This is a genomic window from Agrobacterium sp. CMT1 (assembly GCF_037203725.1).
Lineage (GTDB): Bacteria > Pseudomonadota > Alphaproteobacteria > Rhizobiales > Rhizobiaceae > Agrobacterium > Agrobacterium pusense.
In genome coordinates, this window is the sequence record NZ_JBBCAR010000005.1 from 78,943 (window position 1) to 102,876 (window position 23,934).

21 protein-coding genes are annotated in these 23,934 nt (G+C 59.8%); 5 read left to right on the forward strand and 16 right to left on the reverse strand.

The window, feature by feature from the left end; all coding sequences use genetic code 11:
* Positions 1 to 163 precede the first annotated feature (163 nt).
* The 14 genes from WA845_RS08215 to bcp form a co-directional block, all read right to left on the reverse strand.
* The gene (locus WA845_RS08215; protein ID WP_112554587.1) at positions 164 to 568 is read right to left on the reverse strand and encodes a hypothetical protein; all 405 of its coding nucleotides are present in this window, start codon (positions 566 to 568) and stop codon (positions 164 to 166) included.
* A gap of 78 nt (positions 569 to 646) precedes the next feature.
* On the reverse strand, positions 647 to 1,318 hold the full coding sequence (gene purQ, locus WA845_RS08220) for a phosphoribosylformylglycinamidine synthase subunit PurQ (protein ID WP_004442432.1): 672 nt from the start codon (positions 1,316 to 1,318) through the stop codon (positions 647 to 649).
* 19 nt (positions 1,319 to 1,337) lie between these two features.
* Positions 1,338 to 1,580, reverse strand: a complete 243-nt coding sequence (gene purS / locus WA845_RS08225) for a phosphoribosylformylglycinamidine synthase subunit PurS (RefSeq protein WP_003507918.1) — start codon at positions 1,578 to 1,580, stop codon at positions 1,338 to 1,340.
* Between the two features lie 54 nt (positions 1,581 to 1,634).
* Complete coding sequence (purC, locus tag WA845_RS08230) at positions 1,635 to 2,399, reverse strand: phosphoribosylaminoimidazolesuccinocarboxamide synthase (RefSeq protein WP_004442430.1); 765 nt, start codon at positions 2,397 to 2,399, stop codon at positions 1,635 to 1,637.
* 205 nt (positions 2,400 to 2,604) lie between these two features.
* Entirely contained in the window at positions 2,605 to 3,168 is a 564-nt protein-coding gene (locus tag WA845_RS08235) for an alpha/beta hydrolase (RefSeq protein ID WP_004442428.1), read from the reverse strand.
* Positions 3,169 to 3,248: 80 nt separating this feature from the next.
* The gene (gene purB, locus WA845_RS08240; RefSeq protein WP_004442427.1) at positions 3,249 to 4,556 is read right to left on the reverse strand and encodes an adenylosuccinate lyase; all 1,308 of its coding nucleotides are present in this window, start codon (positions 4,554 to 4,556) and stop codon (positions 3,249 to 3,251) included.
* Between the two features lie 81 nt (positions 4,557 to 4,637).
* Entirely contained in the window at positions 4,638 to 5,144 is a 507-nt protein-coding gene (locus WA845_RS08245; protein WP_112554586.1) for a hypothetical protein, read from the reverse strand.
* Positions 5,145 to 5,203: 59 nt separating this feature from the next.
* Positions 5,204 to 5,881, reverse strand: a complete 678-nt coding sequence (rpe, locus tag WA845_RS08250) for a ribulose-phosphate 3-epimerase (protein WP_004442425.1) — start codon at positions 5,879 to 5,881, stop codon at positions 5,204 to 5,206.
* A 132-nt stretch (positions 5,882 to 6,013) separates the two neighbouring features.
* Positions 6,014 to 7,093 carry an ABC transporter substrate-binding protein gene (locus WA845_RS08255; RefSeq protein WP_337322250.1) on the reverse strand — a complete coding sequence of 360 codons (1,080 nt, stop codon included), beginning with the start codon at positions 7,091 to 7,093 and terminating at the stop codon, positions 6,014 to 6,016.
* A gap of 884 nt (positions 7,094 to 7,977) precedes the next feature.
* The gene (locus WA845_RS08260; RefSeq protein WP_077986215.1) at positions 7,978 to 8,403 is read right to left on the reverse strand and encodes an NUDIX domain-containing protein; all 426 of its coding nucleotides are present in this window, start codon (positions 8,401 to 8,403) and stop codon (positions 7,978 to 7,980) included.
* An 8-nt stretch (positions 8,404 to 8,411) separates the two neighbouring features.
* Positions 8,412 to 9,908, reverse strand: coding sequence for a DEAD/DEAH box helicase (locus WA845_RS08265; protein ID WP_006698787.1), 1,497 nt, complete (start codon positions 9,906 to 9,908; stop codon positions 8,412 to 8,414).
* A 219-nt stretch (positions 9,909 to 10,127) separates the two neighbouring features.
* A complete protein-coding gene (locus tag WA845_RS08270) occupies positions 10,128 to 11,426 on the reverse strand; it encodes a peptidoglycan DD-metalloendopeptidase family protein (protein ID WP_112554581.1) in 1,299 nt (432 codons plus the stop codon).
* A gap of 92 nt (positions 11,427 to 11,518) precedes the next feature.
* Positions 11,519 to 12,340, reverse strand: a complete 822-nt coding sequence (locus tag WA845_RS08275; protein WP_022556474.1) for a ferritin-like domain-containing protein — start codon at positions 12,338 to 12,340, stop codon at positions 11,519 to 11,521.
* Positions 12,341 to 12,357: 17 nt separating this feature from the next.
* The gene (gene bcp, locus WA845_RS08280; RefSeq protein WP_022556473.1) at positions 12,358 to 12,825 is read right to left on the reverse strand and encodes a thioredoxin-dependent thiol peroxidase; all 468 of its coding nucleotides are present in this window, start codon (positions 12,823 to 12,825) and stop codon (positions 12,358 to 12,360) included.
* Between the two features lie 235 nt (positions 12,826 to 13,060).
* Between bcp and WA845_RS08285 the strand changes: the two genes are divergently transcribed.
* Positions 13,061 to 16,444, forward strand: coding sequence for a YhdP family protein (locus WA845_RS08285; RefSeq protein WP_112554579.1), 3,384 nt, complete (start codon positions 13,061 to 13,063; stop codon positions 16,442 to 16,444).
* A gap of 43 nt (positions 16,445 to 16,487) precedes the next feature.
* On the opposite strand, the gene tyrS is transcribed toward WA845_RS08285, so the two are convergent.
* On the reverse strand, positions 16,488 to 17,741 hold the full coding sequence (gene tyrS / locus WA845_RS08290) for a tyrosine--tRNA ligase (protein WP_004442404.1): 1,254 nt from the start codon (positions 17,739 to 17,741) through the stop codon (positions 16,488 to 16,490).
* Positions 17,742 to 17,890: 149 nt separating this feature from the next.
* Here tyrS and WA845_RS08295 point away from each other — a divergent pair, with 149 nt between their 5' ends.
* Positions 17,891 to 19,012 (forward strand): anhydro-N-acetylmuramic acid kinase, encoded by a 1,122-nt coding sequence (locus WA845_RS08295; protein WP_112554577.1) that lies wholly within the window; start codon positions 17,891 to 17,893, stop codon positions 19,010 to 19,012.
* A 239-nt stretch (positions 19,013 to 19,251) separates the two neighbouring features.
* Here the strand turns inward: WA845_RS08295 and WA845_RS08300 are convergent, their stop codons facing one another.
* Positions 19,252 to 19,929 carry an alpha/beta hydrolase gene (locus WA845_RS08300; RefSeq protein ID WP_003522662.1) on the reverse strand — a complete coding sequence of 226 codons (678 nt, stop codon included), beginning with the start codon at positions 19,927 to 19,929 and terminating at the stop codon, positions 19,252 to 19,254.
* A gap of 211 nt (positions 19,930 to 20,140) precedes the next feature.
* Here WA845_RS08300 and WA845_RS08305 point away from each other — a divergent pair, with 211 nt between their 5' ends.
* From WA845_RS08305 to sufC, 3 genes are all read left to right on the forward strand, one after another.
* Positions 20,141 to 21,310, forward strand: coding sequence for an aminotransferase class V-fold PLP-dependent enzyme (locus WA845_RS08305; RefSeq protein ID WP_112554575.1), 1,170 nt, complete (start codon positions 20,141 to 20,143; stop codon positions 21,308 to 21,310).
* A 198-nt stretch (positions 21,311 to 21,508) separates the two neighbouring features.
* Positions 21,509 to 22,978, forward strand: a complete 1,470-nt coding sequence (gene sufB / locus WA845_RS08310) for a Fe-S cluster assembly protein SufB (RefSeq protein ID WP_006698793.1) — start codon at positions 21,509 to 21,511, stop codon at positions 22,976 to 22,978.
* A 183-nt stretch (positions 22,979 to 23,161) separates the two neighbouring features.
* Positions 23,162 to 23,917 (forward strand): Fe-S cluster assembly ATPase SufC, encoded by a 756-nt coding sequence (gene sufC / locus WA845_RS08315; RefSeq protein ID WP_003522658.1) that lies wholly within the window; start codon positions 23,162 to 23,164, stop codon positions 23,915 to 23,917.
* The last annotated feature ends 17 nt before the right edge of the window (positions 23,918 to 23,934 follow it).

Here is a 23,934-nt window from a genome sequence, read left to right on the forward strand (position 1 = left end):
CCTTAGAGCAGCTTCGGCAATAAATGGTACGTGGCAAGAGCTTCTTGTGCCGGCGTCTGCCTTTTGCCGAGCGTTCCCCTTTCCTCATTCCTGCGACAAGCACAGGAATGAGCGACGTGGATACGTCTCGCCCGATATGCAGGGCTAGAATACTACGATGAGATCAGCAGCCCTTGCCGCCACTCGCCCAGCGCTTGACGTCGGTTGCGATGCGGCTGGAAATGGCCTCGTTCATCACCGGGCCAAAAGCGTCGAGCTTTGCCGGGTTGCCTTCGGCCTGAACGACCAGCATGGGCCGCGATTCCGGACTGTTGCGCGGCACGAGCAGGATGCGCGGACGGCCTGAGAAGGAATTGAGTTCAGGGGCCAGACGATAGGCCTTGAAAGCCGCATCCCCCGATTTGAACCAGCAGGCATTCGCGCCAAGCGCTATCCGTTCCATTGTGGGGAGAGCGGCGCGGGAGACCGAGGCTGTCGGCTGTGGTTTCGGCTGACAAGCAGCGAGGGTCGCCGCAGCTAGAAACAATCCGGTCGCCTTGAGGGTATTCGATCGACGGGCAAAAGACATCAGGTCATCCAGAAGAGAGGGCCAAAACGACGCCGTCAGCCGGCATCAAAAAAGGCGGGCTCAAAGCCCGCCCGTCTGTCAGGCTGCGATGACGCCAAGCGCCGAAGCGAAGAGGCCGCGGCCGTCATTGCCGCCATGGGCGGCTTCGATCAGGTTTTCCGGATGCGGCATCATGCCGAGAACGTTGCCCTTGGCATTGATGACGCCGGCAATGTCGTTCAGCGAGCCGTTCGGGTTGGTGCCTTCGGCATAACGGAACACGACCTGGCCGTTGCCCTCGACCGATTTCAACTCATCCGCATCGAGGAAGTAGTTGCCATCGTGATGGGCGACGGGGCAACGCAGGATCTGGCCCTTGTCGTAAGCACGGGTGAAATCGGTGTCGTTATTGGCGACTTCGAGCTTCACTTCGCGGCAGACGAATTTCAGCGAGGCGTTGCGCATCAGGGCGCCCGGCAGCATGCCGGCTTCGACCAGAATCTGGAAGCCGTTGCAGACGCCGAGAACCTTCACGCCCTTTTCGGCCTTCTCGCGGATGGCCTGCATGACAGGCATGCGGGCGGCAATCGCGCCGCAGCGCAGATAGTCGCCATAAGAGAAGCCGCCGGGAATGACGATCAGATCGACATCGGGAATATCCGTCTCCGTCTGCCAGATGGTGACAGGCGCCTGACCGGAGATTTTCGTCAGAGCCGCGATCATGTCGCGGTCGCGGTTGAGGCCGGGAAGTTGGACGACAGCGGATTTCATGGACGGCGGCTCCTGGAGCTTAGAGAATGGCGATGGCGTAGTTTTCGATGACCGTGTTGGCCAAGAGCTTTTCGCACATTGCCTTCAGATCGGTTTCGGCCTTCGCCTTGTCGGCGCCTTCCAGTTCCAGATCGAAAACCTTGCCCTGACGGACATGGCCGACGCCACCAAAACCGAGGCTGCCAAGCGCGCCTTCGATTGCCTTGCCCTGCGGATCGAGAACGCCGTTCTTCAGCGTAACAGTCACCCGTGCCTTGATCACCTGATCTTCTCCTGATTTTACCCTACGAGGCCAATATTATTTCACGAGCCGATATTACTTTACCAGAACAGGACCGGTGCCGCGGATCGGTTCGTTTTCATTGATGATGCCGAGACGGCGCGCCACTTCGGAATAAGCTTCCAGAAGACCGCCCAGATCGCGTCGGAAGAGGTCCTTGTCCATCTTCTTCTGGGTCTCGATGTCCCAGAGGCGGCAGCTGTCGGGCGAAATCTCGTCGGCGAGGATGATGCGCATCATATCGCCTTCGAAGAGGCGGCCACATTCGATCTTGAAATCGACGAGCTGAATGCCGACGCCGAGGAACAGGCCGGAGAGGAAGTCGTTGACGCGGATGGCGAGCGCCATGATGTCGTCAAGCTCGGCGGGGTTGGCCCAGCCGAAAGCCGTGATGTGCTCTTCGGAGACCATCGGGTCTTCGAGCTCATCCGACTTGTAATAAAACTCGATGATCGAGCGTGGCAGCACCACGCCTTCCTCGATGCCGAGGCGCTTGGAAAGCGAGCCGGCGGCGACATTGCGCACGACGACCTCGAGCGGGATCATCTCCACTTCCTTGATCAGCTGCTCGCGCATGTTGAGGCGGCGGATGAAGTGGGTGGGAATGCCGATCTTGTTCAGATGCGTGAAGACGTATTCGCAGATACGGTTGTTCAGCACGCCCTTGCCGTCGATGACTTCATGCTTCTTCTTGTTGAAGGCGGTCGCATCGTCCTTGAAGAACTGGATAAGCGTGCCTGGCTCCGGACCCTCGTAAAGGATCTTGGCCTTGCCTTCGTAAATACGGCGGCGACGGTTCATAATTGCAGGTCTCTTGGTTGACGCCGATTCTGGTGGCGTTGCGTTTGGTCTTTGAAGCGGTCCCATAAAGGAAAAGAGTGCATTCTACAATGCGGCTGGCATATTTCCCTTCAATTCTTGTGACAGGGCCGCCGAACTGTTTCATCCGCAAAACCGGGCCGCGGCAGGGGCGGGCGGCGATGCGGATTTCAGTTGGCGGCTCTCGTCATGGCTCGACGCCTTTGAGGCGGCTCAGGAATTGCGCGAAGACCATGCCGCCCTCCGGCCACGGGCCGTGCCCGGACTCGGCATTGATGTGGCCGGACATGCCGGCATCGATCAAAAGCGAACCCCAGGCAGCAGCGATGTCGTCGGCGTGTTCATAAGAGCCGAAGGGATCGTTGCGGCTGGCGATGGTGATCGCCGGAAAGGGCAGCGGATCGCGCGGGTAAGGCCCGAAGGTCATGAGATGCTTCGGCCTGATTTCGGGATTGGCGACATCAGGCGGCGCAACGAGAAGCGCGCCGGATACCTTCTTGCCGATTTCAGGCAATGCGTGGATCACCGTTGGAACGCCAAGCGAATGGGCAACGAGGACGACGGGCCTGGTGGAGGCGTTGACCTCCTCTACCAGCCTGGCGACCCAATCTTCCTTCACCGGTTTCGACCATTCCGCCTGCTCGACACGGCGGGCGGTGGAGAGCTTGCGCTCCCAGCGGCTCTGCCAGTGGTCCGGGCCGGAATTGGTATAACCGGGGACGATCAGGATATCTGCTTCTGAAACTTTCATGCGCCATATCTGTGTTGTGATGCCGCCGCGATCAAGGTCGCGGCGGTATTAACGTCAAGGTCTCGGGTTCAGCTCAAGTCTCAGGCGTTGCCGAAGACGCGGGCGAAGATCGTATCGACATGCTTGGTGTGGTAACCGAGGTCGAATTTTTCGCGGATGACCTCTTCGGGGAGCGCAGCGCGCACTTCCTCGTCGCCCAGCAGTTCCTCAAGGAAGTCCGCACCCTGTTCCCAGACCTTCATGGCATTGCGCTGGACCAGACGATAGGCGTCTTCGCGCGATACGCCGGCCTGCGTCAGCGCCAGGAGAACGCGCTGCGAATGCACGAGACCACGGAACTTGTTCATGTTCTTCAGCATGTTGTCCGGGTAGATCACCAGCTTTTCGATGACGCCTGCCAGACGGTTCAATGCGAAGTCCAGAGTGACGGTCGTGTCGGGGCCGATGGCGCGCTCCACGGAGGAGTGGCTGATGTCGCGCTCGTGCCAGAGGGCAACGTTTTCCATGGCCGGGACGACCGACATGCGGACCAGACGGGCGAGGCCGGTGAGGTTTTCAGTGAGAACCGGGTTACGCTTGTGCGGCATGGCCGACGAGCCCTTCTGGCCGGGAGAGAAGAACTCTTCCGCTTCCAGAACTTCGGTGCGCTGCATGTGGCGGATTTCGATGGCGACGTTTTCAATCGACGAGGCGATGACGCCAAGGGTGGCGAAGAACATGGCGTGACGGTCACGCGGGATAACCTGCGTGGAAACCGGCTCGGGGATGAGCCCGAGCTTTTCGCAGACATGTTCCTCGACGCGGGGGTCGATATTGGCGAAGGTGCCGACAGCGCCGGAGATTGCGCCGGTGGCGATTTCCGCACGGGCATTCACGAGGCGCTCACGGTTGCGGTGCATCTCGGCGTAGAAGCGGGCGAAGGTGAGGCCCATCGTCGTCGGTTCGGCATGGATGCCGTGGCTACGGCCGATGCGCACCGTGTTCTTGTGTTCGAAGGCCCGGGTCTTGAGAGCCGCGAGCACCCGGTCCATGTCGGCGAGCAGCAGATCGGCGGCCCGCACGAGCTGGATGTTGAGCGTGGTATCGAGCACGTCCGACGAGGTCATGCCCTGATGCACGAAGCGGCTGTCGGGACCGACGAATTCTGCGAGATGGGTGAGGAAGGCGATGACATCATGCTTGGTGACGGCCTCGATCTCATCAATGCGGGCGACGTCGAAGGTGGCGCTGCCGCCCTTTTCCCAGATGGTCTGGGCTGCTGACTTCGGGATGACGCCGAGCTCGGCCAGCGCGTCACAGGCATGCGCCTCGATCTCGAACCAGATGCGGAATTTTGTTTCCGGCGACCAGATGGCGACCATTTCCGGCCGGGAGTAACGAGGGATCATGGCAATGACTTTCTTAGTAGAGGAAATTTGCTGCCCGTTTAGCAAAGTGTTCCGCTAATCTCAATCTATCAAGCTGCATGCCTACGCCGCTTGCGGTGCACGCCGGCAGAGCATTGCCCCTGCGGGCACGAGCGGAAGTGCGGCGAAGGGAAAATAAAGACCAAGTCCCAGAACGACGAACTGGTAGACTGCACCGAGCGACGTGAAAAGCTGCTGAAAAAACCAGATGCGGGAAAAGGTTGGCGCATGCCATTGCGCATAAAAGATGCGGTACTCGAACGCGAACAATGCTGCCGCCACGGCGAGCGTGAAGAAAGCGATTGCGAGACATGCTGTCGCAAGACGCAATTGTTGGGATTTTAAGGCAGGGAGAACGCGCAATGCTGCCAGCGCCAGCAGCCAGCCGAAAAATCCGCCCGTGAAGAAAAGCGTGATGATATCGGCGACGTGATCGGTTTCCAGCCTGTTACGGGCATAGAGGCCGATGGCGGCCGACGCCGCTGAACAAACGCTCCAGCCAAGCGCGCCAAGCAGAATGAACAATGCTGGAAGAGCCCTGTCGCGGAAATTCCGCCTGCTGCTTTCCATGACATTCCCCCGACGCCTCGTTGTGCCGCATCCGGCTTTCCGCATTCGGCGGTGACGGATTACGCCCGTCCGGCTTCCGCGGCCGTGCGCAGGAGGGCGATCGTCTTGCGATAATCCTCCACGCCATCGCCTTTGAAGACTGCGGAGCCCGCTACCAGTGCATTGGCGCCGGCGGCGATGATATCGCCTGCGGTCTGCGCCGTCACGCCGCCATCCACTTCCAGTTCGATCGGCCGCTGACCGATCATCGCCTTGGCTGCGCGGATCTTGTCGAGCATGGCGGGAATGAATTTCTGGCCGCCGAAGCCGGGATTGACGCTCATGATCAGCACGAGGTCGACATCATCGAGCACGTTTTCGATAACGGAAAGCGGCGTTGCCGGGTTGAGCGTGACGCCAGCCTTCAGGCCCAGTCCGCGAATGGTCTGGAGAGAGCGGTGCAGGTGGGGGCCGGCCTCCGCATGCACCGTGATGCTGTCACAGCCGGCCTTGGCAAAGGCTTCGAGATAGGGATCGACGGGGGCGATCATCAAATGGCAATCGAAGAAGGCATTGCTGTGCGGCCGAAGCGCCTTGATGACATCAGGCCCGAAGGAAATGTTCGGCACGAAATGCCCGTCCATGACATCGAGATGAATCCAGTCCGCGCCGGCCTCGGTGACATCGGCGACTTCCTGTCCGAGCTTGGCGAAATTGGAAGCCAGGATCGACGGTGCTATCCGGATGGGCAGGGACATGGGCAAACTCCTCTCGACGCGTTGCGTAAGTTTGCCTTTAACACCATGCATCGGGGTTTGAAACGGTCAGCGGTGAGGTTGCTGATGGTTTTCCGCTGCCGCTCCGCGAATTTGTCCCGGTGCTGGCTGCAGCTACTGCCTTTCGGCTTTGTCCGCCGGTTCGAAGCGCTGGCCGTTCCAGCGCTGCAGGCGGTAGGGATTGTCCGAAAGCTCATGCGACGGGTTGAATGTGAGATCGCCAATCACGGTTTTGAAGGCCGTGCCGGACGCCAGTATCTCCGGCGCCGGTTTCGACTGCGCCTGGGCCGCTTCCGCCAGCGCCGCCGTCAGTTCGGTGGCGGCATAGGCTGGAAGGACGTAACCTTCGGGTTCGATGCCTGCGGCGCGCAGTTCGCCGGCCGCCCCCTGCGCCGAAGGCAGTGTGTCATAGGCCGGGCGCGTGATGGCCATCACGTTCGCAGCCAGTGCGAGGGGGGTGTTGGCGGCGTTCAGCGTATCGCCGCCCAGAATGGTGAGCGGAAAATTCTCTGAAGCGGCGTCCCGTGCCACGACGGCGATATCGTTTCGTTCCGCGCCGATGAAGACATGGGTAATGCCTGTGCGCGCCAGCCGGCGCACAAGCGCCACCTGCTGTTCCTGATTGGGGCGCATCGTATCGGCAAAGGTGGGCTTCAGCCCGTTTTCCTCCAGCGTAGAGCGGATACGGTCGACCAATTCGCGGCTGTAGATCGTGCCGTCATCCACGAGCCCGATCGGGTGGCCTTTCCAGTCGCGAAGAATGACTTCCGCAGCCCTTGCCGATTCGGCCCGATCCGATGGGGCGAGGCGAAAAAGCGGCCAGCCATATTTCAGCGCGTCCTCCATCAGGATGGGTGCGCGGCTGGAAAGCGTGATGGCCGGAATGGCCGCGGCCTTGAGCGGTGGCAGAACGTCCTGAAGCGTTTCCGTGCACAGGAAGCCGATTGCGGCGCTTACTTTCGCCGCCACGAGGCCATCGGCAATCGCGCCGCCACTGCCGTCTTCGCAGCTCTCGTGAATCTCCACGACATCCAGGCCGAGTTTTGCGGCTGCCGCCTTGGCGCCCTGCCGGACCTGTTGCCCGAGAAGCTCGTAGGGGCCGCTCTGCGGGGCAACGATCCCGATCGATGCCGCGCTTGCTGAACCCGCAAAGGCAAAACCGGCGATGATCGTTAGCAGGCGAAGTGAAAGCATGACGTGATCGAAATCCTGTTGTCCCGATCTGATGTTTATCGGCACCAATCGGTTTTCCAAAGGAAAAATCGCCGGTCGTCCATCATAATCGCACGCCGGCGCCTGGACTGCGGCAGCTTGGCTTCGATGTCGGGCGATCCGAATGCCGAGATGGACGCGGCATCTTGTGGTTGTTGCCGTCGGCCGATAATGGTGCCTCGCGGCATACCGCAGCGCTGCTCTTTTTCGCCCCGCTATCTTCTTTCTGTACCGCTTTACTGAAGAAGTATTTCATAAATCCGCCACGTGCCGTTTTACTTCATAAAACTATTACAAGTGGCGCGTATAAGCACACTCCAGCGAAGGCCTTGTTGCTGATTATGCCTTTTGCAGTGCACGTTATAAATCTGCACGTTTTATTTTCATATCTGTAATTTATTGATATCTAAGTTTAATATAGAAACCTTCTAATTCCCCACCTCTTTTTCGCCATGTTTTTTTCGCATTTGCGAGAAGATTTGCTTGACGGAAAGTAAATGATTAGCTTAGATGGAATTGTTTCAGGGGACGACTGAAATTGGCTGTAAAAAGCCTCGGAAAGTGTTCCGATTATAAGCACTGCCAGACTATATTCGCTTCTATATTCTATTTTTTTTATTACGTATAAACCGCTTCAGGAAACTGGGGCGGTTTTTTACATAGCTCTAATTTAAGCAATTTAAAATTGAATTTGGAGAACTTTACGCAAAGCCGTTCTCTCGCGATAAGCGTTCCAGAAATGAAATGGCGTGGATTAAGCGTGCCGTTGTCCGAAGTTCTGGCTTCGACCCAATCTGATCCGCCGTTTTCGATTTTGAAAATTCCGCATCCGACGTCATTATTCGACGCCCGGGGCTGCCCCAGCATTATTTCAGGGCGGCCAGAGCGTCCTTTGCAAAGGCGGAGATCGGCTCAGGAAGTTTGTCGAGATCGAACCAGTCGATGGCGGAGAGCTTATCCGGCTCCGTAAGCGAAGGCTGACCCGTTGTGTCGCGGGTGACGAAGATCAGGGAGACCCAGTGATGGCGGTCCACTGCGTCGATAAATTCGCTATGGCAGAGAAATTCGACGTGGCCGATCGTCAGCCCGGTCTCTTCTTCGGCTTCGCGCCGCGCCGCGGCTAGCGACATTTCGAGATGATCGACTTTGCCGCCAGGGATGCTCCAATACCCGGCTTCCGGCGCTTTCATGCGCCGGCATAAAAGGAGGCGGCCTTCACGCAAAATGACAAGGCCCACGCCGACGCCCGGAAAATCGAGGCCCGGCTTGATGGTCGACGTCATCGTGTCCATTGCTGTGGTCAGGCCTTGGCGTTGGCCACGATCAGCATGAAGGCGGGAATGTCATCGCCGAAGCCAACCGGTGTGGGGCCATCGTCATGGTCGCGATAGTGGCGGCGACGGTCGCGGTTGTCGTCATTGGCGTGCAGCGGATTGCGACTGTTGCGGTCGGAATTGCGCGGGGCCTTTTCCTGCTTGCGTTCTGCTTTCACCTTGTCGTCTCCATGAGCCGCGATATCTGCGTCCGCAGCGGATTGTGCGCCCTGATTGATGTTTTCGACCGGTGCGGCGTCCCGGCGGTTACGGTCGCGGCCTCTGCCGCCCCGTTCCTTGCCCCGACGGCCGGAATTGCTTTCGAAGCTTTCCATCGGCGCGGGGAGGGTGGAGAGATCACCGTTCAGCCACTCGATCTTTTCGCCGATCAGCTTTTCGATGGCGTCGAGATATTTGGTGTCGCTTCTGGTGACGATGGTGAAAGCCTTGCCCGAGCGGCCGGCACGGCCGGTGCGGCCGATGCGGTGAACATAGTCTTCCGAATGAATGGGAATATCGAAGTTGAAGACGTGGCTGACATCGGGGATATCAAGCCCGCGTGCGGCGACGTCCGAGGCGACGAGCAGCTTCAGATTGCCGTCCTTGAAGTTCTGCAGCATCGTCGTGCGCGAACGCTGGTCCATGTCGCCATGCAGCGCGCCGACGGAAAAGCCGTGGCGGTCGAGCGAACGGAAAAGATCGGCCACATCCTTCTTGCGGTTGCAGAAGATGATGGCGTTCTTGAGTTCAGCCTCTTCGGCACGGACGAGATCGCGCAGGACGGCGCGCTTTTCGTAGTCCTTGTTATGGGCGGCGACGATGCGCTGAGCAACGGTCTTTGCAGTAGAGGAGGGCTTGGCGACCTCGACACGGACGGGGTTCTGCAGGAAGCGATCAGCCAGCTTCTGGATTTCCGGCGGCATGGTGGCCGAGAAGAACAGCGTCTGGCGGGTGAAGGGGATCATCTTGGCGATGCGCTCGATGTCAGGAATGAAGCCCATGTCGAGCATGCGGTCGGCTTCGTCGATGACAAGGATTTCCACGCCGGTCATAAGCAGCTTGCCGCGTTCGCAATGGTCAAGAAGGCGGCCGGGGGTGCAGATCAGCACATCGGCGCCACGTTCCAGCTTGCGGTCCTGGTCTTCGAAGGAAACACCGCCGATCAGGAGGGCGACGTTCAGCTTGTGATTCTTGCCGTATTTCTCGAAGTTCTCCGCCACCTGTGCCGCAAGCTCGCGCGTCGGCTCGAGGATCAGCGTGCGCGGCATTCTGGCGCGTGCGCGGCCCTTCTCAAGCAGGGTCAGCATCGGCAGAACGAATGACGCGGTTTTGCCCGTGCCGGTCTGTGCGATACCGCAGATATCACGCTTTTCCAGTGCCGGCGGAATGGCGCCAGCCTGAATGGGTGTCGGCGTCGTGTAGCCGGCATCTGCAATAGCGGAAAGAACTTTTTGGCTCAGGCCAAGATCAGAGAATGTTGTCAAAGGAAGAACTTTTTCCGTTCTGGTTCGGTAAGAACACCTGCGTGCCGCGACGGCACTTGCAAAGACTTGGCGCGGGGATAGGCCCAAATTGCCGGAAAGTCAAGGAAACAACGGGAAAAGCGCGTTAAACGTGCCGCTCGCGGCTGGGCTTTTAAGCCTCAGGCGTGGTTTTTCGGGATTTATCGTTAAAAGAGCAAAAAAAGCGTTAAAACCGGGACGCTATTTCAAATAGGTTTTAAGCTCTGCCCCGGCGATCAGAAACCGCATCGGATCCACGGGCGTATCGTTGCGGCGCACTTCATAATGCACGTGCGGACCGGTGGAGCGGCCGGTGCTGCCGGCGCGGCCGATTACGTCGCCGGCTTCGACCCGGTCGCCGGCCTTGACCAGAATGGCGGAGAGATGGCCGAATCGGGTGGACACGCCCTGGCCGTGATCGATCTCGACCATATTGCCGTAACCGCCGGAATTTTCCGCTACCGTCACCTTTCCAGCGCCGGTGGATTTGACGTCTGCGCCGGTCTCGGCACGAAAATCGATGCCGGTATGTAGCGCCGGGCGGCCGAGAAACGGATCCATCCGATTGCCGAATCGACTGGTGATCGCCCTGCCGGGTGCCGGGTTGCCGAAGGGCAGGGTCGTTGCTGTTTCCCTGACGACGTCCAGCCGGTTGAGAGCGGTGTCGAGATTGGTCAGCGACAGGCTGAAGGGATCGGTTTCGCCGCGCTCTGGCTCCGCATAGGGTCCGCCCATGTCGGCGGTGCCGCTCTCATCGATCTTGAGCCCGGCCTGACGGATAATGTCCTGCATCGCGCTCGCCTTGTCTTCGGCGTCGCTCGTCAGTTGTGCTATCCGCGATATCTGCTGGCGCTCGATGTCCTTCAGCGACAGAGTTACCTTCGAAAATACGCGATCGGCGCGGTCCGAGGGCGTCTCGCCGCCTTCCGGCTGGTAAGCAGCCCGTCTGTCGTTCGCGGTGGGTTGTTCCGGCTGTGGTGCGCGCGGTGTCATCAGCTTTTCGATCGCCGAGAGACCGCCCGACAGATCGGCGCGTTTTTCCGGCGCCATCGCGTTTGAAAGGGACGAGGGTGCTGTCGGCGACGTCGCGACGCCGGAGTTTTCCGCGCGTTCCAGCAGTTCGCTCATGCGGCCGTGCCGCGAGGTCAGCGCCGCCTGCTGTTGCAGAAGCTTTTCCACTTTCTTTTCAACGACCTGCTGATCCAGCAACTGCCTGGAGGTGACGCGGTCCACCTGGGCTCTCAGGGCTGCGATGCGGTCTTCGTAATCGTTCTGAATGCGGGTCTGGCGCGCGATTGTCGCGCCGATCAGGTCGTCCCGCAGGATAAGGTAGCCGGTGGCGCCAAGATAACCGAGCGAAAAAAGGCCGATCGTGCAGCCGGCAAGCGCCGCCATCCACGGCCGGATGGTCATGTGCCGCACCTTGTCGCCGCGCGCGAGAATGAGCACGTGCGGCTCACGCTTTTTGCCAAATACCCGGTTTTCCGCCGTATCAGTCACAATCTCTCTCCGGACTGGCCGATTTCTTGAAGGAAATCATAATTCGTTAAGGTTAACGAAGTTTTGCCGGAGTGGCGTTTCGGCAGCGTCGGCTACTGGCTGACGGATGTGAGCGAGCGGTAAAAGGATGGCGTCAGGCCGGCCTCGGCGCGGGCAAGGTCATTAAAGGGCGGTTTCAAAGGGCCGCGGAAATTGGCGCGCACCAGTTGCCTGAAGGTTGCGGCCGGATCCTTTTTCTCACGGGCACAGAGGAACCGGAACCATTTTGCACCGATGGCGACGTGGCCCTTTTCGTCATTATAGATGACGTCCAGAACGGCGGCGCTTTCGAGATCGCCGGTTTCGCGCATCTTCGCCTGCAGGGAAGGGGTGACGTCCAGTCCGCGCGCTTCGAGGATGAGCGGCACGACGGCAAGCCGTGCGGTGAGATCGTTGCGGGTGGAATGCGCCGCCTGCCACAGCCCGTCATGGGCGGGCAGATCGCCATAGTCGGCACCGAGGCTTCTCAGCCGGTCGCGCACCAGCCGGAAATGTTTTGCCTCCTCGAAGGCGACCTGCATCCAGCCATCGAAAAAGGAGTGCGGCACCGGCTCGCTGGCATAACGGGCGACAATGTCGAGCGCGAGATCGACGGCGTTGAGTTCGATATGGGCAATGGCGTGCAGCAGCGCGATACGGCCCTTGACGCTGTGAAGCGAGCGGCGTTCTACTGCGGTCGGCGGAACGAGTTCCGGCTTTTCCGGCCTGCCCGGGCGCTCTGGCAGGGGCGGGTCCAGCGGAGAGCGCAGCGACAGGCGGCGCTCGAACCACCGTGTCGCCGTCTCCTGTGCGAGCGCGGTCTTCCTGTCGAGATCGGCGCTTGCGATAGCATCCGTCGCACCACCGCGCAGCGACATGATTTTGAACGGGGGCATCACAACGGGTTGGCCCGTCAGAGTTTCTTCGCTGCGTCGAGAACGGCCTGGGCATGGCCGGCGACCTTCACCTTGTTCCAGATCTCCGCGATCTTGCCGTCCGGTCCAACGAGGAATGTAGTGCGTTCGACACCCATGTATTTTTTCCCATACATGCTTTTTTCCTTCCAGACGCCATAGGCTTCCAGAACCTTCCTCTCCTCGTCAGACGCGAGCATGACGGAAAGCGAATGTTTTGCCGCAAACTTGTCGTGGCTTTTGACGCTGTCGGGCGAAATGCCGATGACAACCGTGTTGGCCGCTTCGAATTCGCCGCCCAGCGCGCTGAAATCGATCGCTTCGGCGGTGCAGCCGGACGTGTCGTCCTTGGGGTAGAAATAAAGAACGACGGCCTTGCCTTGGAGTTTGGACAATGTCACCGTCCCTTCACCGTTGCGGGGCAAAGTGAAATCGGGAGCCGAGCCGCCAATCGTCAAGTCTGTCATAATCTACCTTTCTTTCGCCGGGATGTTGAGTGAAAGTTGCCACATTCGATATATAGCGAAACCGCGCGTCGTCCAGATCACGATTGGGATTTCAGATCGTTTCGACCTCAAATCCCAACCGTGATCCGGGTTAAGGAATTTGAGCGGGATTCCAGACGAGGACCGCTTACACTTTTCGCCATCCCGCTCCGGTGTTGCGGCGAAACAAAAGCTATTCAGGGGCAAATACGGGCGTATGGCTGAAGTCAGGGGTGAAAAGGTCAAGTTCGGCAGGCGCGATATCGTTGCGCTGCACGATCTGCCTTCGGCTCAGGCCGAGGATCCCATCATCGTTCATTGCCCGCCGCCGCGTTCCATGGCGCGTGCTTTCCTCAAGGTTTTCGCGGCTCTTTTCGTACTCGCCTTCCTCTCCATCGGCGGCATCATTCTTTCCGTCGAGACCGGTTCGATTGACAATGCGCTGTCCAGCCAGGCGCAGCAGGCGCTGGAACGGGCGCTCGGACCGCATTACAGCGCGCGAATCGGATCATCGGCGATCAGGTTCTCCACCGGACTGCGCCTTGCGCTGGTGGCGGAGGATGTGGATATCGTCGAGAAGGAATCCGGCCAGCATCTGAGCAGGGCGCGGGCGATCGGCATGGCGCTCGATCCCCTCGCGCTTCTGGCGGGTCGCGTGTCGGTGGAGAGCCTAGAAGCCGACGGGATGGAGCTGGATACGGCGCTTTTGCCCAAGGGCAACGGGTTCGATCTTGCCAGCGTCAAGCTCGACGCCGTGCCGCTGCAATTGCAGGAAGCCTTCGGGCAGCTCGACAAGCTGGCACAGGCCTTCCTGAGCAGCGGAACCGAGGAAATCGATATTTCCAGCGTTTCCGTTCATCTGCCGCCGGGCGAACTGGGCAAGCCGCGCACCATCGAGGTGCGGGAACTGTCGCTGACGCCAGACCAGCAGGGCGGCTATTCACTTGACGGGGAAACGCTGTTCAACGGCGAAATCGCCAGCGTGTCACTCAAGACCTCAGGTGCGGGCGGCGTGATCGACGGTTTCCAGGCCCGTATCGATGGCTTCGACATTGGCCCGTTTCTGGAAAAATACGATCCGGACGGAAACCTCCATGAGGGGCTGAATGTCAAGACGGGCATCAACATCGTTGCCCGCCGGGCCAAGGAGGGGCAGGAGCCGCGTCTCGACATCTCTCTCGGCCTCGGTAACGGCACGCTTCGGATCGGCGGCGAGGCCCAGCCCTTCACGGCCGGCACTGTGAACGCGCGCTACGATTTCGCAAAAAGCACGCTTGTCATCGACAACTCGCGGGTGGAACTCGGACGTACGATCATTCCGGTCGCCGGCGTAATCAGCGATACGGAGGAGGGTTTTGGTCTGTCCCTCCGCGTCGACGATGCGGTTGCTTCGTCCGAAGCCTCGGGCGAGGCCCCGGTTCCTTTCAGCCTGAAGGCGGACGGTCACTTCACGGCTGCGACGAAGCAACTCGACGTTTCATCGCTTTATGTCACAAGCCCACTCGGAGACATGGCGGGATCGCTGAAAATGCGGTTCGGCGAAGGGTCGCCCGAAATTAGCTTCGGCGGACAGATACCGAAGATGGAGGCCACGGCAGTCAAGCAGCTCTGGCCTTTCTGGATGGCGCACAAGCCGCGCGACTGGGTGGTTTCCAATCTTTATGGCGGCACGGTCACCAATGGCTCCATCGCAATCTTCATCCCGCAGGGCCGGATGTGCGGTCCCGGTTGCCCGCTGGTGCTCGGCGAGAGCGAAATGCAGATTCGTTTCGACATTGACGATACGCGCCTCAACACCACCGGCGACATTCCGCCCCTGCGTGATGTCGATGCGCATTTCGATCTCGTAGGCGGGAAGATGGCCGTCGAAATCAAGCGGGCGACGTCCTATTTCCCGTCCAACCGTTCGCTGGCGCTTGAGAACAGCCGGTTCGTGATTTCCTCGGTTTATGACAAGCCTCTGCTTGGAAATCTCGAACTCAGCGTATCGGGCTCCGCAGACGCCGTAGCAGAGCTTGCGACACTGAAGCCGATCAACGCGCTCAAGGACACGCAGTTCAAGCCGGAGGATTTCGCCGGCGATGTGCAAGCCAATGCGAAACTGACCATCGGCCTGCTTTCCAGCCAGAACCCGCCTCCGCCGGTGTGGACGGCCGATCTCGATCTGAAAAACCTGTCGCTGACGAAACCCTTCGCCGGCCACAAGGTCACGGCGCTGGACGGCTTTATGACGTTGAACGACCGTCAGCTCCTGCTTCAGGGCAAAGGCCGCGTCGATGACGTGCCGATGGATATCGAGATGACGGAGCCCGTGCGCAAGAACAGCGGTGTGGCTCCCACCCTGTCCCTAAAGGCCACGTTGACCGAAACACAGGTCGCCAAACTCGCGCCGGAGCTGTCCTCGGTTCTCGGCGGCACAACCGTTTTGGAGATCGACGGTGCCGATCCCAAACGCCAGGACGTACGGCTCGATCTGACCAAGGCGTCGATCATTCTTCCGGGGCTTGGCTGGAGCAAGGGCATCGGCATTCCGGCAAAAGCCGCCTTTACCATGGAAGTGGCGGACGGTCGCACCGCAATCACGGATTTTTCCCTCGATGGCGATGGTTTCGGCGCCGCCGGCGACATTGTCTTCAACAAGAGCGGTCTGATCTCGGCCGATCTCAGCCGCGTGCAGCTGTCGCCCTCCGATAATTATGCAGTTTCGTTGGCTGCTTCGAAAAACGGCTATATTATCAATGCTTCCGGAAAATCCGCGGATCTAAGGCCTTTCCTGTCGAAGCTGCGCAGTCCCGCCGGCGGTGGCGATGGTACGTCTCGTTCGCAGCCATCTCTTTCCATCAAGGCGCAGTTTGACAAGGTCTACGGGTTCAACGATGAGATCCTTGCCAACGTCAATTCCGATGTCAGCGTGCGTGACGGCAAGGTGCGCTCGATCGATTTTCGCGGCGTGACCGGCAACGGACAGGCGGTGGTCGCGCAGACCACCAATCGCGGCGCGACTGGGACTGTGACATTGACCAGCAGCGATGCGGGTTCGCTCGCGCGGTTTGCCAATATCTACAGCCGCATTCGTGGCGGTCTTCTCAACCTAGCACTGACGACCGCCAATGGCAGCGACTGGAGCGGCTCGCTGGATCTGCGCAATTTCTCCGTGGTCAATGAGGCCAAGTTGCAGGACATCGTCGCAACGCCGACGGGCGAGGATGGCAGGAGCCTCAACAACGCGGTCCGCCGCAATATCGATGTCAGTTCGGAGAAATTCCAGCGGGGTTTTGCCCGCGTCGTTTATGTAAACGGTTCGATCGCGGTGGAAAACGGGGTTGTGCGCGGTGAACAGATCGGCGCAACGTTTCAGGGGCTGCTGAAGGATCAGAATGGCCGCATGGACATGACCGGCACCTTCATGCCCGCCTACGGGCTGAACCGGCTGTTCGGCGAGTTGCCCTTTATCGGCATCTTCCTCGGCAACGGCCGCGACCGCGGCCTGCTCGGCATTACCTTCAAGCTTTCCGGCCAGACGGACCAGCCGAAGCTGACGATCAACCCGCTGTCGCTGATTGCGCCCGGTGTTTTCAGGCAGATTTTCGAGTTCCAATAAAAAGGGCCGCTTTCGCGGCCCTTGATGCGGGTTTGGCGCTGGTTTACGCCGGGCGAACCAGCACGTGCTTCTTCTTGCCTACCGACAGCTTGATGATGCCATCACTCGTCACTTCGCCGGTGCCGATCATCTGGCGCTCGTCGGAAACGCCCTGATCATTGATCTTCACCGCACCGCCCTGAACGTGGCGGCGGGCCTCGCCATTCGAACCGGCGAGACCTGCGCGGACGATGAGCGAGAGGACGCCGACGCCAGCTTCAAGTTCGGAGGCCGGAACCTCGATGGAAGGCAGGTTTTCGGCCAGCGCGCCTTCCTCGAAGGTCTTGCGCGCCGTTTCCGCGGCTTCTTCAGCAGCGGCACGGCCGTGCAGGATCGCGGTTACCTCGGTCGCCAGGATTTTCTTGGCCTCGTTGATTTCCGATCCACCGAGCGTAGCCAGACGGGCGATCTCTTCCATCGGCAGGGTCGTGAAGAGCTTGGCGAAGCGAACGACGTCGGCATCTTCGGTGTTGCGCCAGTATTGCCAGAAATCATAGACCGGCAGCAGGTCCTTGTTCAGCCACACGGCGCCCGAGGCCGACTTGCCCATCTTCGCACCCGAGGAGGTGGTCAGAAGCGGCGAGGTCAGCGCGTAAAGCTGCGGTGTCCCCATGCGGTGACCGAGGTCGATGCCGTTGATGATGTTGCCCCACTGGTCAGAGCCGCCCATCTGCAGGCGGCACCCCGTGCGCTGGTTCAGTTCCACGAAATCGTAGGCCTGCAGGATCATGTAGTTGAATTCGAGGAAGGACAGCGACTGCTCGCGGTCGAGTCGTGTCTTCACGCTGTCGAAGGAGAGCATGCGGTTGACCGAGAAGTGGCGGCCGACGTCACGCAGGAATTCGAGATAGTTCAATCCGCGCAGCCAGTCGGCATTGTTGATCATCAGCGCCGGGTTGCCGGGGCGGTCGTAATCGAGGTAGTTGGCGAAGACGTGCTTGAGCGAGGTGATGTTGTCCTCGATCATGTCGATCGTCATCAGCTTGCGGGCTTCTTCCTTGAAGGAGGGGTCGCCTACCATGCCGGTGCCGCCACCCATCAGCGAGATCGGCTGGTGGCCGGTCTGCTGCAGCCAGTGCAGCATCATGATCTGGGTGAGGTGGCCGACATGCAAACTCGAGGCCGTCGGGTCATAGCCGATATAGGCGGTCACGGTTTCCTTGGCGAACAATTCGTCGAGACCTGCCTCGTCGGAGATCTGGTGAATGAAGCCGCGCTCATCGAGCGTGCGGAGGAAATCGGACTTGAACCTGGACATAACCTTTTACTTTCTGGTTTGATCTTTACGGCCATCGAAAACCGGTGACCGTCGCGGCTTTATCATTGTTTTTTGAAATGTGCACCCGTTTCGGCCATGAATGTCGGGATTCAAGGTCAGCATGATTCGAGATTGCGGGAGAGCGGCAGGTGGGCGAGGTGAAAACGGCAATCGGACTGATGAGCGGCACGTCGATGGACGGCATCGATATCGCGCTTCTGCGTACCGATGGCGAGAGCGTGGTGCGGCATGGGCCAAGCGGCTATTTTCTCTATGATCCCGGCCTGCGGGCCATCTGGCAGAAGGCGCTGGTCACGGCCAAATCCATCCGTGAACGGCGCGAACGCCCCGGAGATCTTGATGAGGCCGAGCGCAAGCTGACGCTTGCCCATGCGGCGGCGGTGAAATCCTTTCTCCATCGTCACCGGCTTCTGCCCGGTGAAATCGATGTCATCGGTTTTCATGGCCAGACGGTGCTGCACCGGCCGGATGAGGCGCTGACGGTGCAGATCGGTGACGGACCTTTGCTGGCTGAAGAAACCGGTATCGACGTGGTCTACGATATGCGCGCCAATGACATGGTGCATGGCGGGCAGGGCGCGCCGCTCATTCCGGCCTATCACATGGCGCTGTCCGCCAACCTACCTGGCGGGTTTGAGACGCCTGCGGTCTTCGTCAATATCGGCGGTATCTCCAACCTCACCTTCATCGGTGAAGCTGGCCAGCTTGCCGCTTTCGATAGCGGCCCCGGCAATATGCTGATCGACCAGTGGATCGAGGCGCATACCGGCAAGGCTTTCGACAAAGGCGGCAGGACGGCGGCGGGTGGCAGCGTCATTGCCTCGCTGGTGGCGAGTTATATGGAAAGCCCGTTCTTTTCCGGTAATATTCGCCGTTCGCTGGATCGCAGCGATTTTGCGCCCCCGGAAAAGGGTGAGGTCTCGCTGGCCGATGGTGCACGGACTTTGGCGCATCTAACGGGGGCCGCCATCCTGAAGTCGGCAAGCTATCTGCCGGAGGCGGCGAAGACCTATGTGGTCTGTGGTGGCGGTCGGCTCAATCCGGTGATCATGGCGGAGTTTGCAGACCTTGCCGCCAAGGTCGGTGCGCGGGTGATTGCGGCGGAAGAGGCGGGGTTCGATGGCGGCGCGATGGAGGCGGAGGCCTGGGCCTATCTGGCCGTTCGGTCGCTGAAGGGGCTGCCGCTGACCTATCCCGGTACGACGGGGGTGAAGGAGCCGGTGACGGGTGGGGTTTTGGTGCGATGCTGATGACGTTGGCGGGTGGGGCTTACCCCCCTCTGCCCTGCCGGGCATCTCCCCCTCAAGGGGGGAGATCAGCAGGAGGCTTACTCTTCGCCTCAGCTGGGACGTTCAAGATGGCCGAAAGGTTGTGCTACGATTCGATCTCCCCCCTTGAGGGGGAGATGCCCGGCAGGGCAGAGGGGGGTAAGCCAAGCCCGCCGGGATCATAATAGGTCGATCAAGGCCTGCTTTAAATACGCCCCAAATCACCGAATACGCTTGGCAGCCGGTTCCGGCACAAGCTCGCCGTTCAGGCGACGGTCGAGATAGTCCTCGCACTCGCCCATCAGCTCATCCACCTTGCCGTTGAAGAAGTGGTTGGCGCCGGGGACGGTGCGGTGGGTGATGAGGATGCCCTTCTGCGTCTTCAGCTTTTCGACCAGGCCGTTGACATCCTTTTCGGGCGCGACCTTGTCGGAATCGCCGTTGATGATGAGGCCAGAAGACGGGCAGGGAGCAAGGAAGGAGAAGTCGTAGGTGTTCGGCTGCGGGGCAATCGACATGAAACCTTCGATTTCCGGGCGGCGCATCAGAAGCTGCATGCCGATCCAGGCGCCGAAGGAGTAACCCGCCACCCAACAGCTCTTGGAATCCGGATGCAGGCTCTGCACCCAGTCGAGCGCCGAGGCGGCATCGGACAGCTCGCCCGCACCGTGATCGAACTCGCCCTGGCTGCGGCCAATCGAACGGAAGTTGAACCGGAGCGTCGTGAAGCCGCGCTTCTGGAAAAGATAGAAGAGCTGATAGACGATCTGGTTGTTCATCGTGCCGCCGAACTGCGGGTGCGGATGAAGGATGATCGCGATCGGCGCGCTCTTTTCCTTGGAGGGTTGATAACGGCCTTCGAGGCGACCCGCAGGGCCGTTAAAGATGACTTCGGGCATTGGTACTCCGGTCGTGTTTTTTCATTCTCCAACCGCATTCTTCCGATGAGAAGACTTGACGAACTCTGTCATCTTTTCTAGAACGCAGTTTAGAATAATTCGAAACTTTGCGTGTGCTAAAGCACTCGGGTGGTGTCATAAGGCAAGCGCAACTGTAATTTCAAGAAAAATGCGTTTTCGCGCATTGAAGATTGGATGAAGCCTTTCGGCGATGACGGTTTTGACGCGCACATATATGGACTGGAACGCCACGGCGCCGCTTCTGCCGACCGTGCGGGAGGTGCTTGTGTCTGCGCTTGATCTTGCCGGCAATCCGTCTTCCGTCCACCGCGAAGGGCGTGCCGCCCGCGCCGCCGTCGAGACGGCTCGCCGTGAGGTTGCGGCGCTTGGCGGCGCTGAGCCGGCGCATGTGACTTTCACCAGCGGTGCGACGGAAGCGGCCAATCTGGTGCTTGCGCCGGAATTCAGGATGGGACGCAGCCCGGTTCGGGTAAGCCGGCTCTATGTTTCCGCCATCGAGCATCCCGCATTCCGCGAAGGTGGCCGTTTCGAAAAGAGTGACGTAACGGAAGTTCCCGTTACGTCAGCGGGTGTCCTTGATCTTGCCGCGCTTGAAGCGTTGCTGTCTTCGCATGACTGGTCGTCCGGGCTGCCGATGGTCGCCTGCATGCTCGTGAATAATGAAACCGGCGTCCTTCAGCCTGTGGCGGAAGCGGCGCGGCTGGTTCATGCGGCGGGCGGTCTGATGGTTGTCGACGCTGTTCAGGCTGCCGGCCGCGTGCCGCTCGATATCAACGCGCTCGATGCGGATTTCCTTGTGATTTCGTCTCACAAGCTCGGTGGCCCGAAGGGTGCCGGCGCTCTTCTCTCGCGCGGCGAGGTGATGATGCCGAAGCCGCTGATCCATGGTGGCGGCCAGGAAAAGGGCCATCGTTCGGGTACGGAAAATACCCTGTCCGTTATCGGTTTTGGTGCTGCCGCCGCTGTTGCTGCTCGGAATGTCGAGGCGGAGGCGGCGCGTCTTTCCGCGCTGCGGGCGCGGCTGGAAAACGGTATGCGCGTGAACGCGCCCGATGTGATCATCCACGGTGACGATGTCACGCGCGTCGCCAATACCACGTTTTTCACGCTTCCGGGCCTGAAGGCCGAGACCGGGCAGATCGCCTTCGATATAGAAGGTATCGCACTGTCGGCAGGGTCGGCCTGCTCATCGGGCAAGGTGGGCGAAAGCCATGTCTTGACCGCGATGGGGCGCGATCCCAAGCTCGGCGCGCTCCGGATTTCGATTGGCCACGCGACTGACGAGGCGGACATTGAACGGACGCTCGCTGCGTTTGCGAAAATTGCCGGACGGCGCAAGCTTTCCGGTCAGGCCGCGTAAAATGCGGCAAAGAATTGCGGATTAGCAATTTTCCGCTTGCCGGGATGTGTGAAAAGCGCCATCCCGCACCTACATGGGTATAAGCTCTGCCCCGGCCGACGGCTCGGAGCGATTTGCCCGAAGATGAATAAGGCGGCTTTCCGCCTTGATACGTTGACAAGCCACCGGACCTTGGCTCCGGCGAGATTGGAGAACGACATGGCAGCGGTTCAGGAAACGATCGATCAGGTCCGCCAGATCGATGTGGACCAGTATAAATACGGCTTCGAAACCAATATCGAAGTCGACAAGGCCCCGAAGGGTCTTTCGGAAGAGGTGATCCGTTTCATCTCGGCCAAGAAGCAGGAGCCGGAATGGATGCTGGAATGGCGTCTTGAGGCTTACAAGCGCTGGCTGACGATGGAAGAGCCGACCTGGGCGCGCGTCAGCTACCCCAAGATCGACTTCAACGATCTCTATTATTATGCCGCGCCGAAAAGCACCCCCGGCCCGAAGTCGCTCGATGAAGTCGACCCGGAGCTGCTGAAGGTCTATGAAAAGCTCGGCATTCCGCTGAAAGAACAGGAAATCCTCGCCGGCGTCGAAAAGCGTCAGGTCGCTGTTGATGCCGTGTTCGACAGCGTCTCCGTCGTCACCACCTTCAAGGCGGAACTGGCGAAGGCCGGCGTGATCTTCATGTCGATCTCGGAAGCCGTGCGCGAGCATCCGGAGCTGGTGAAGAAATATCTCGGCTCGGTCGTTCCGACGACGGACAATTTTTATGCGACGCTGAACTCCGCCGTCTTCACCGACGGTTCCTTCGTGTTCGTGCCGAAGGGCGTTCGTTGCCCGATGGAGCTTTCCACCTATTTCCGCATCAACGAGAAGAATACCGGCCAGTTCGAGCGCACGTTGATCATCGCCGAAGAGGGTGCCTACGTCTCCTATCTGGAAGGCTGCACCGCTCCCCAGCGCGACGAGAACCAGCTTCACGCCGCCGTTGTTGAACTCGTGGCGCTCGATGATGCCGAAATCAAATATTCCACCGTCCAGAACTGGTATCCGGGCGACAAGGAAGGCAAGGGCGGCATCTACAACTTCGTGACCAAGCGCGGCGATTGCCGTGGCAACCGCTCGAAGATCTCGTGGACGCAGGTGGAGACCGGTTCGGCCATCACCTGGAAATACCCGTCCTGCATCCTGCGCGGCGATGACAGCCGTGGCGAGTTCTATTCGATCGCGGTTTCCAATGGTCACCAGCAGATCGACAGCGGCACCAAGATGATCCATCTCGGCAAGAACACGTCGAGCCGCATCATCGCCAAGGGCATTGCCGCCGGTTTTTCGGAAAACGTCTATCGCGGCCAGGTCTCGGCCCACCGCAAGGCGACCAACACGCGTAACTTCACGCAGTGCGACTCGCTGCTGATCGGCGACAAGTGCGGCGCTCATACCGTGCCTTACATCGAGGCGAAGAACTCTTCCGCTCACTTCGAGCACGAGGCGACGACGTCGAAGATTTCCGAAGACCAGCTGTTCTATTGCCTGCAGCGCGGCATTCCCGAGGAAGCGGCGATCGCGCTGATCGTCAACGGCTTCGTGAAGGAAGTCATTCAGGAACTGCCGATGGAATTTGCCGTGGAAGCGCAGAAGCTGATCGGCATTTCGCTGGAAGGCTCGGTCGGTTAACTCCTTGCTCGACATCATCCTCGGGCCTAACCCGAGGATCTACGGCCCATGGCCTGAGCAGAGACAACCCACTTCCCGGATCCTCGGGTCAAGCCCGAGGATGACAGATGAGAGATTTGAGACAGGCCCTGATGGGGCGCACGAGGCGGTCCTTGAAACCGCACCATGAACAGGAACAATACCATGCTTGAAATCATCGACCTGCACGCGAAGATCGCCGATACCGAAACCGAGATCATCAAGGGTCTCAACCTGAAGGTTGCCGCTGGTGAAGTTGCGGCCATCATGGGCCCGAACGGTTCCGGCAAGTCGACGCTGTCCTACATCCTGTCGGGCCGTGAGGACTACGAAGTCACCTCCGGTGACATTCTCTATAACGGCGAAAGCATTCTGGAACTGGACGCTGCCGAGCGTGCGGCCAAGGGCATTTTCCTTGCCTTCCAGTATCCGGTCGAAATTCCGGGCGTCGCTACCATGCAGTTCCTGAAGGTTGCGATGAACGAGCAGCGCAAGGCGCGCGGCGAGTCCGAGCTGACGACGCCTGATTTCATCCGCCGCGTCAAGGAAGCGGCCGGCGATCTGAAGATCGACATGGAGATGCTGAAGCGTCCGCTCAACGTCGGTTTCTCCGGTGGTGAGAAGAAGCGTGCCGAAATCCTGCAGATGGCGCTTCTGGAGCCGAAGCTCTGCGTTCTCGACGAAACCGATAGCGGTCTCGACATCGACGCGCTGAAGATCGTGGCTGACGGCGTCAATGCGCTGAAGTCGCCGGATCGCGCCACCGTTGTCATCACCCACTATCAGCGCCTGCTCGATTACATCGTGCCTGACAGCGTTCACGTTCTCTACAAGGGCAAGATCATCCGCTCGGGTGACAAGGCTCTCGCGCTGGAACTGGAAAACAACGGTTACGCCGACATCATCGGTGAAGCGGCCTGATCGAAGGCCAGGAGGTG

Excerpts from the sequence above, each read along its gene's own strand:
- WA845_RS08255 (WP_337322250.1), bottom strand. The coding sequence starts at position 7,093 with ATGCTTTCACTTCGCCTGCTAACGATCATCGCCGGTTTTGCCTTTGCG.
- rpe (WP_004442425.1), bottom strand. The coding sequence starts at position 5,881 with ATGTCCCTGCCCATCCGGATAGCACCGTCGATCCTGGCTTCCAATTTC.
- purQ (WP_004442432.1), bottom strand. The coding sequence starts at position 1,318 with ATGAAATCCGCTGTCGTCCAACTTCCCGGCCTCAACCGCGACCGCGAC.
- sufC (WP_003522658.1), top strand. The coding sequence starts at position 23,162 with ATGCTTGAAATCATCGACCTGCACGCGAAGATCGCCGATACCGAAACC.
- WA845_RS08305 (WP_112554575.1), top strand. The coding sequence starts at position 20,141 with ATGACGGTTTTGACGCGCACATATATGGACTGGAACGCCACGGCGCCG.
- WA845_RS08300 (WP_003522662.1), bottom strand. The coding sequence starts at position 19,929 with ATGCCCGAAGTCATCTTTAACGGCCCTGCGGGTCGCCTCGAAGGCCGT.
- sufB (WP_006698793.1), top strand. The coding sequence starts at position 21,509 with ATGGCAGCGGTTCAGGAAACGATCGATCAGGTCCGCCAGATCGATGTG.
- WA845_RS08215 (WP_112554587.1), bottom strand. The coding sequence starts at position 568 with ATGTCTTTTGCCCGTCGATCGAATACCCTCAAGGCGACCGGATTGTTT.
- WA845_RS08260 (WP_077986215.1), bottom strand. The coding sequence starts at position 8,403 with ATGGACACGATGACGTCGACCATCAAGCCGGGCCTCGATTTTCCGGGC.
- tyrS (WP_004442404.1), bottom strand. The coding sequence starts at position 17,741 with ATGTCCAGGTTCAAGTCCGATTTCCTCCGCACGCTCGATGAGCGCGGC.
- bcp (WP_022556473.1), bottom strand. The coding sequence starts at position 12,825 with ATGACAGACTTGACGATTGGCGGCTCGGCTCCCGATTTCACTTTGCCC.
- WA845_RS08275 (WP_022556474.1), bottom strand. The coding sequence starts at position 12,340 with ATGCCCCCGTTCAAAATCATGTCGCTGCGCGGTGGTGCGACGGATGCT.
- purB (WP_004442427.1), bottom strand. The coding sequence starts at position 4,556 with ATGATCCCTCGTTACTCCCGGCCGGAAATGGTCGCCATCTGGTCGCCG.
- WA845_RS08245 (WP_112554586.1), bottom strand. The coding sequence starts at position 5,144 with ATGGAAAGCAGCAGGCGGAATTTCCGCGACAGGGCTCTTCCAGCATTG.
- purC (WP_004442430.1), bottom strand. The coding sequence starts at position 2,399 with ATGAACCGTCGCCGCCGTATTTACGAAGGCAAGGCCAAGATCCTTTAC.
- WA845_RS08285 (WP_112554579.1), top strand. The coding sequence starts at position 13,061 with ATGGCTGAAGTCAGGGGTGAAAAGGTCAAGTTCGGCAGGCGCGATATC.
- WA845_RS08235 (WP_004442428.1), bottom strand. The coding sequence starts at position 3,168 with ATGAAAGTTTCAGAAGCAGATATCCTGATCGTCCCCGGTTATACCAAT.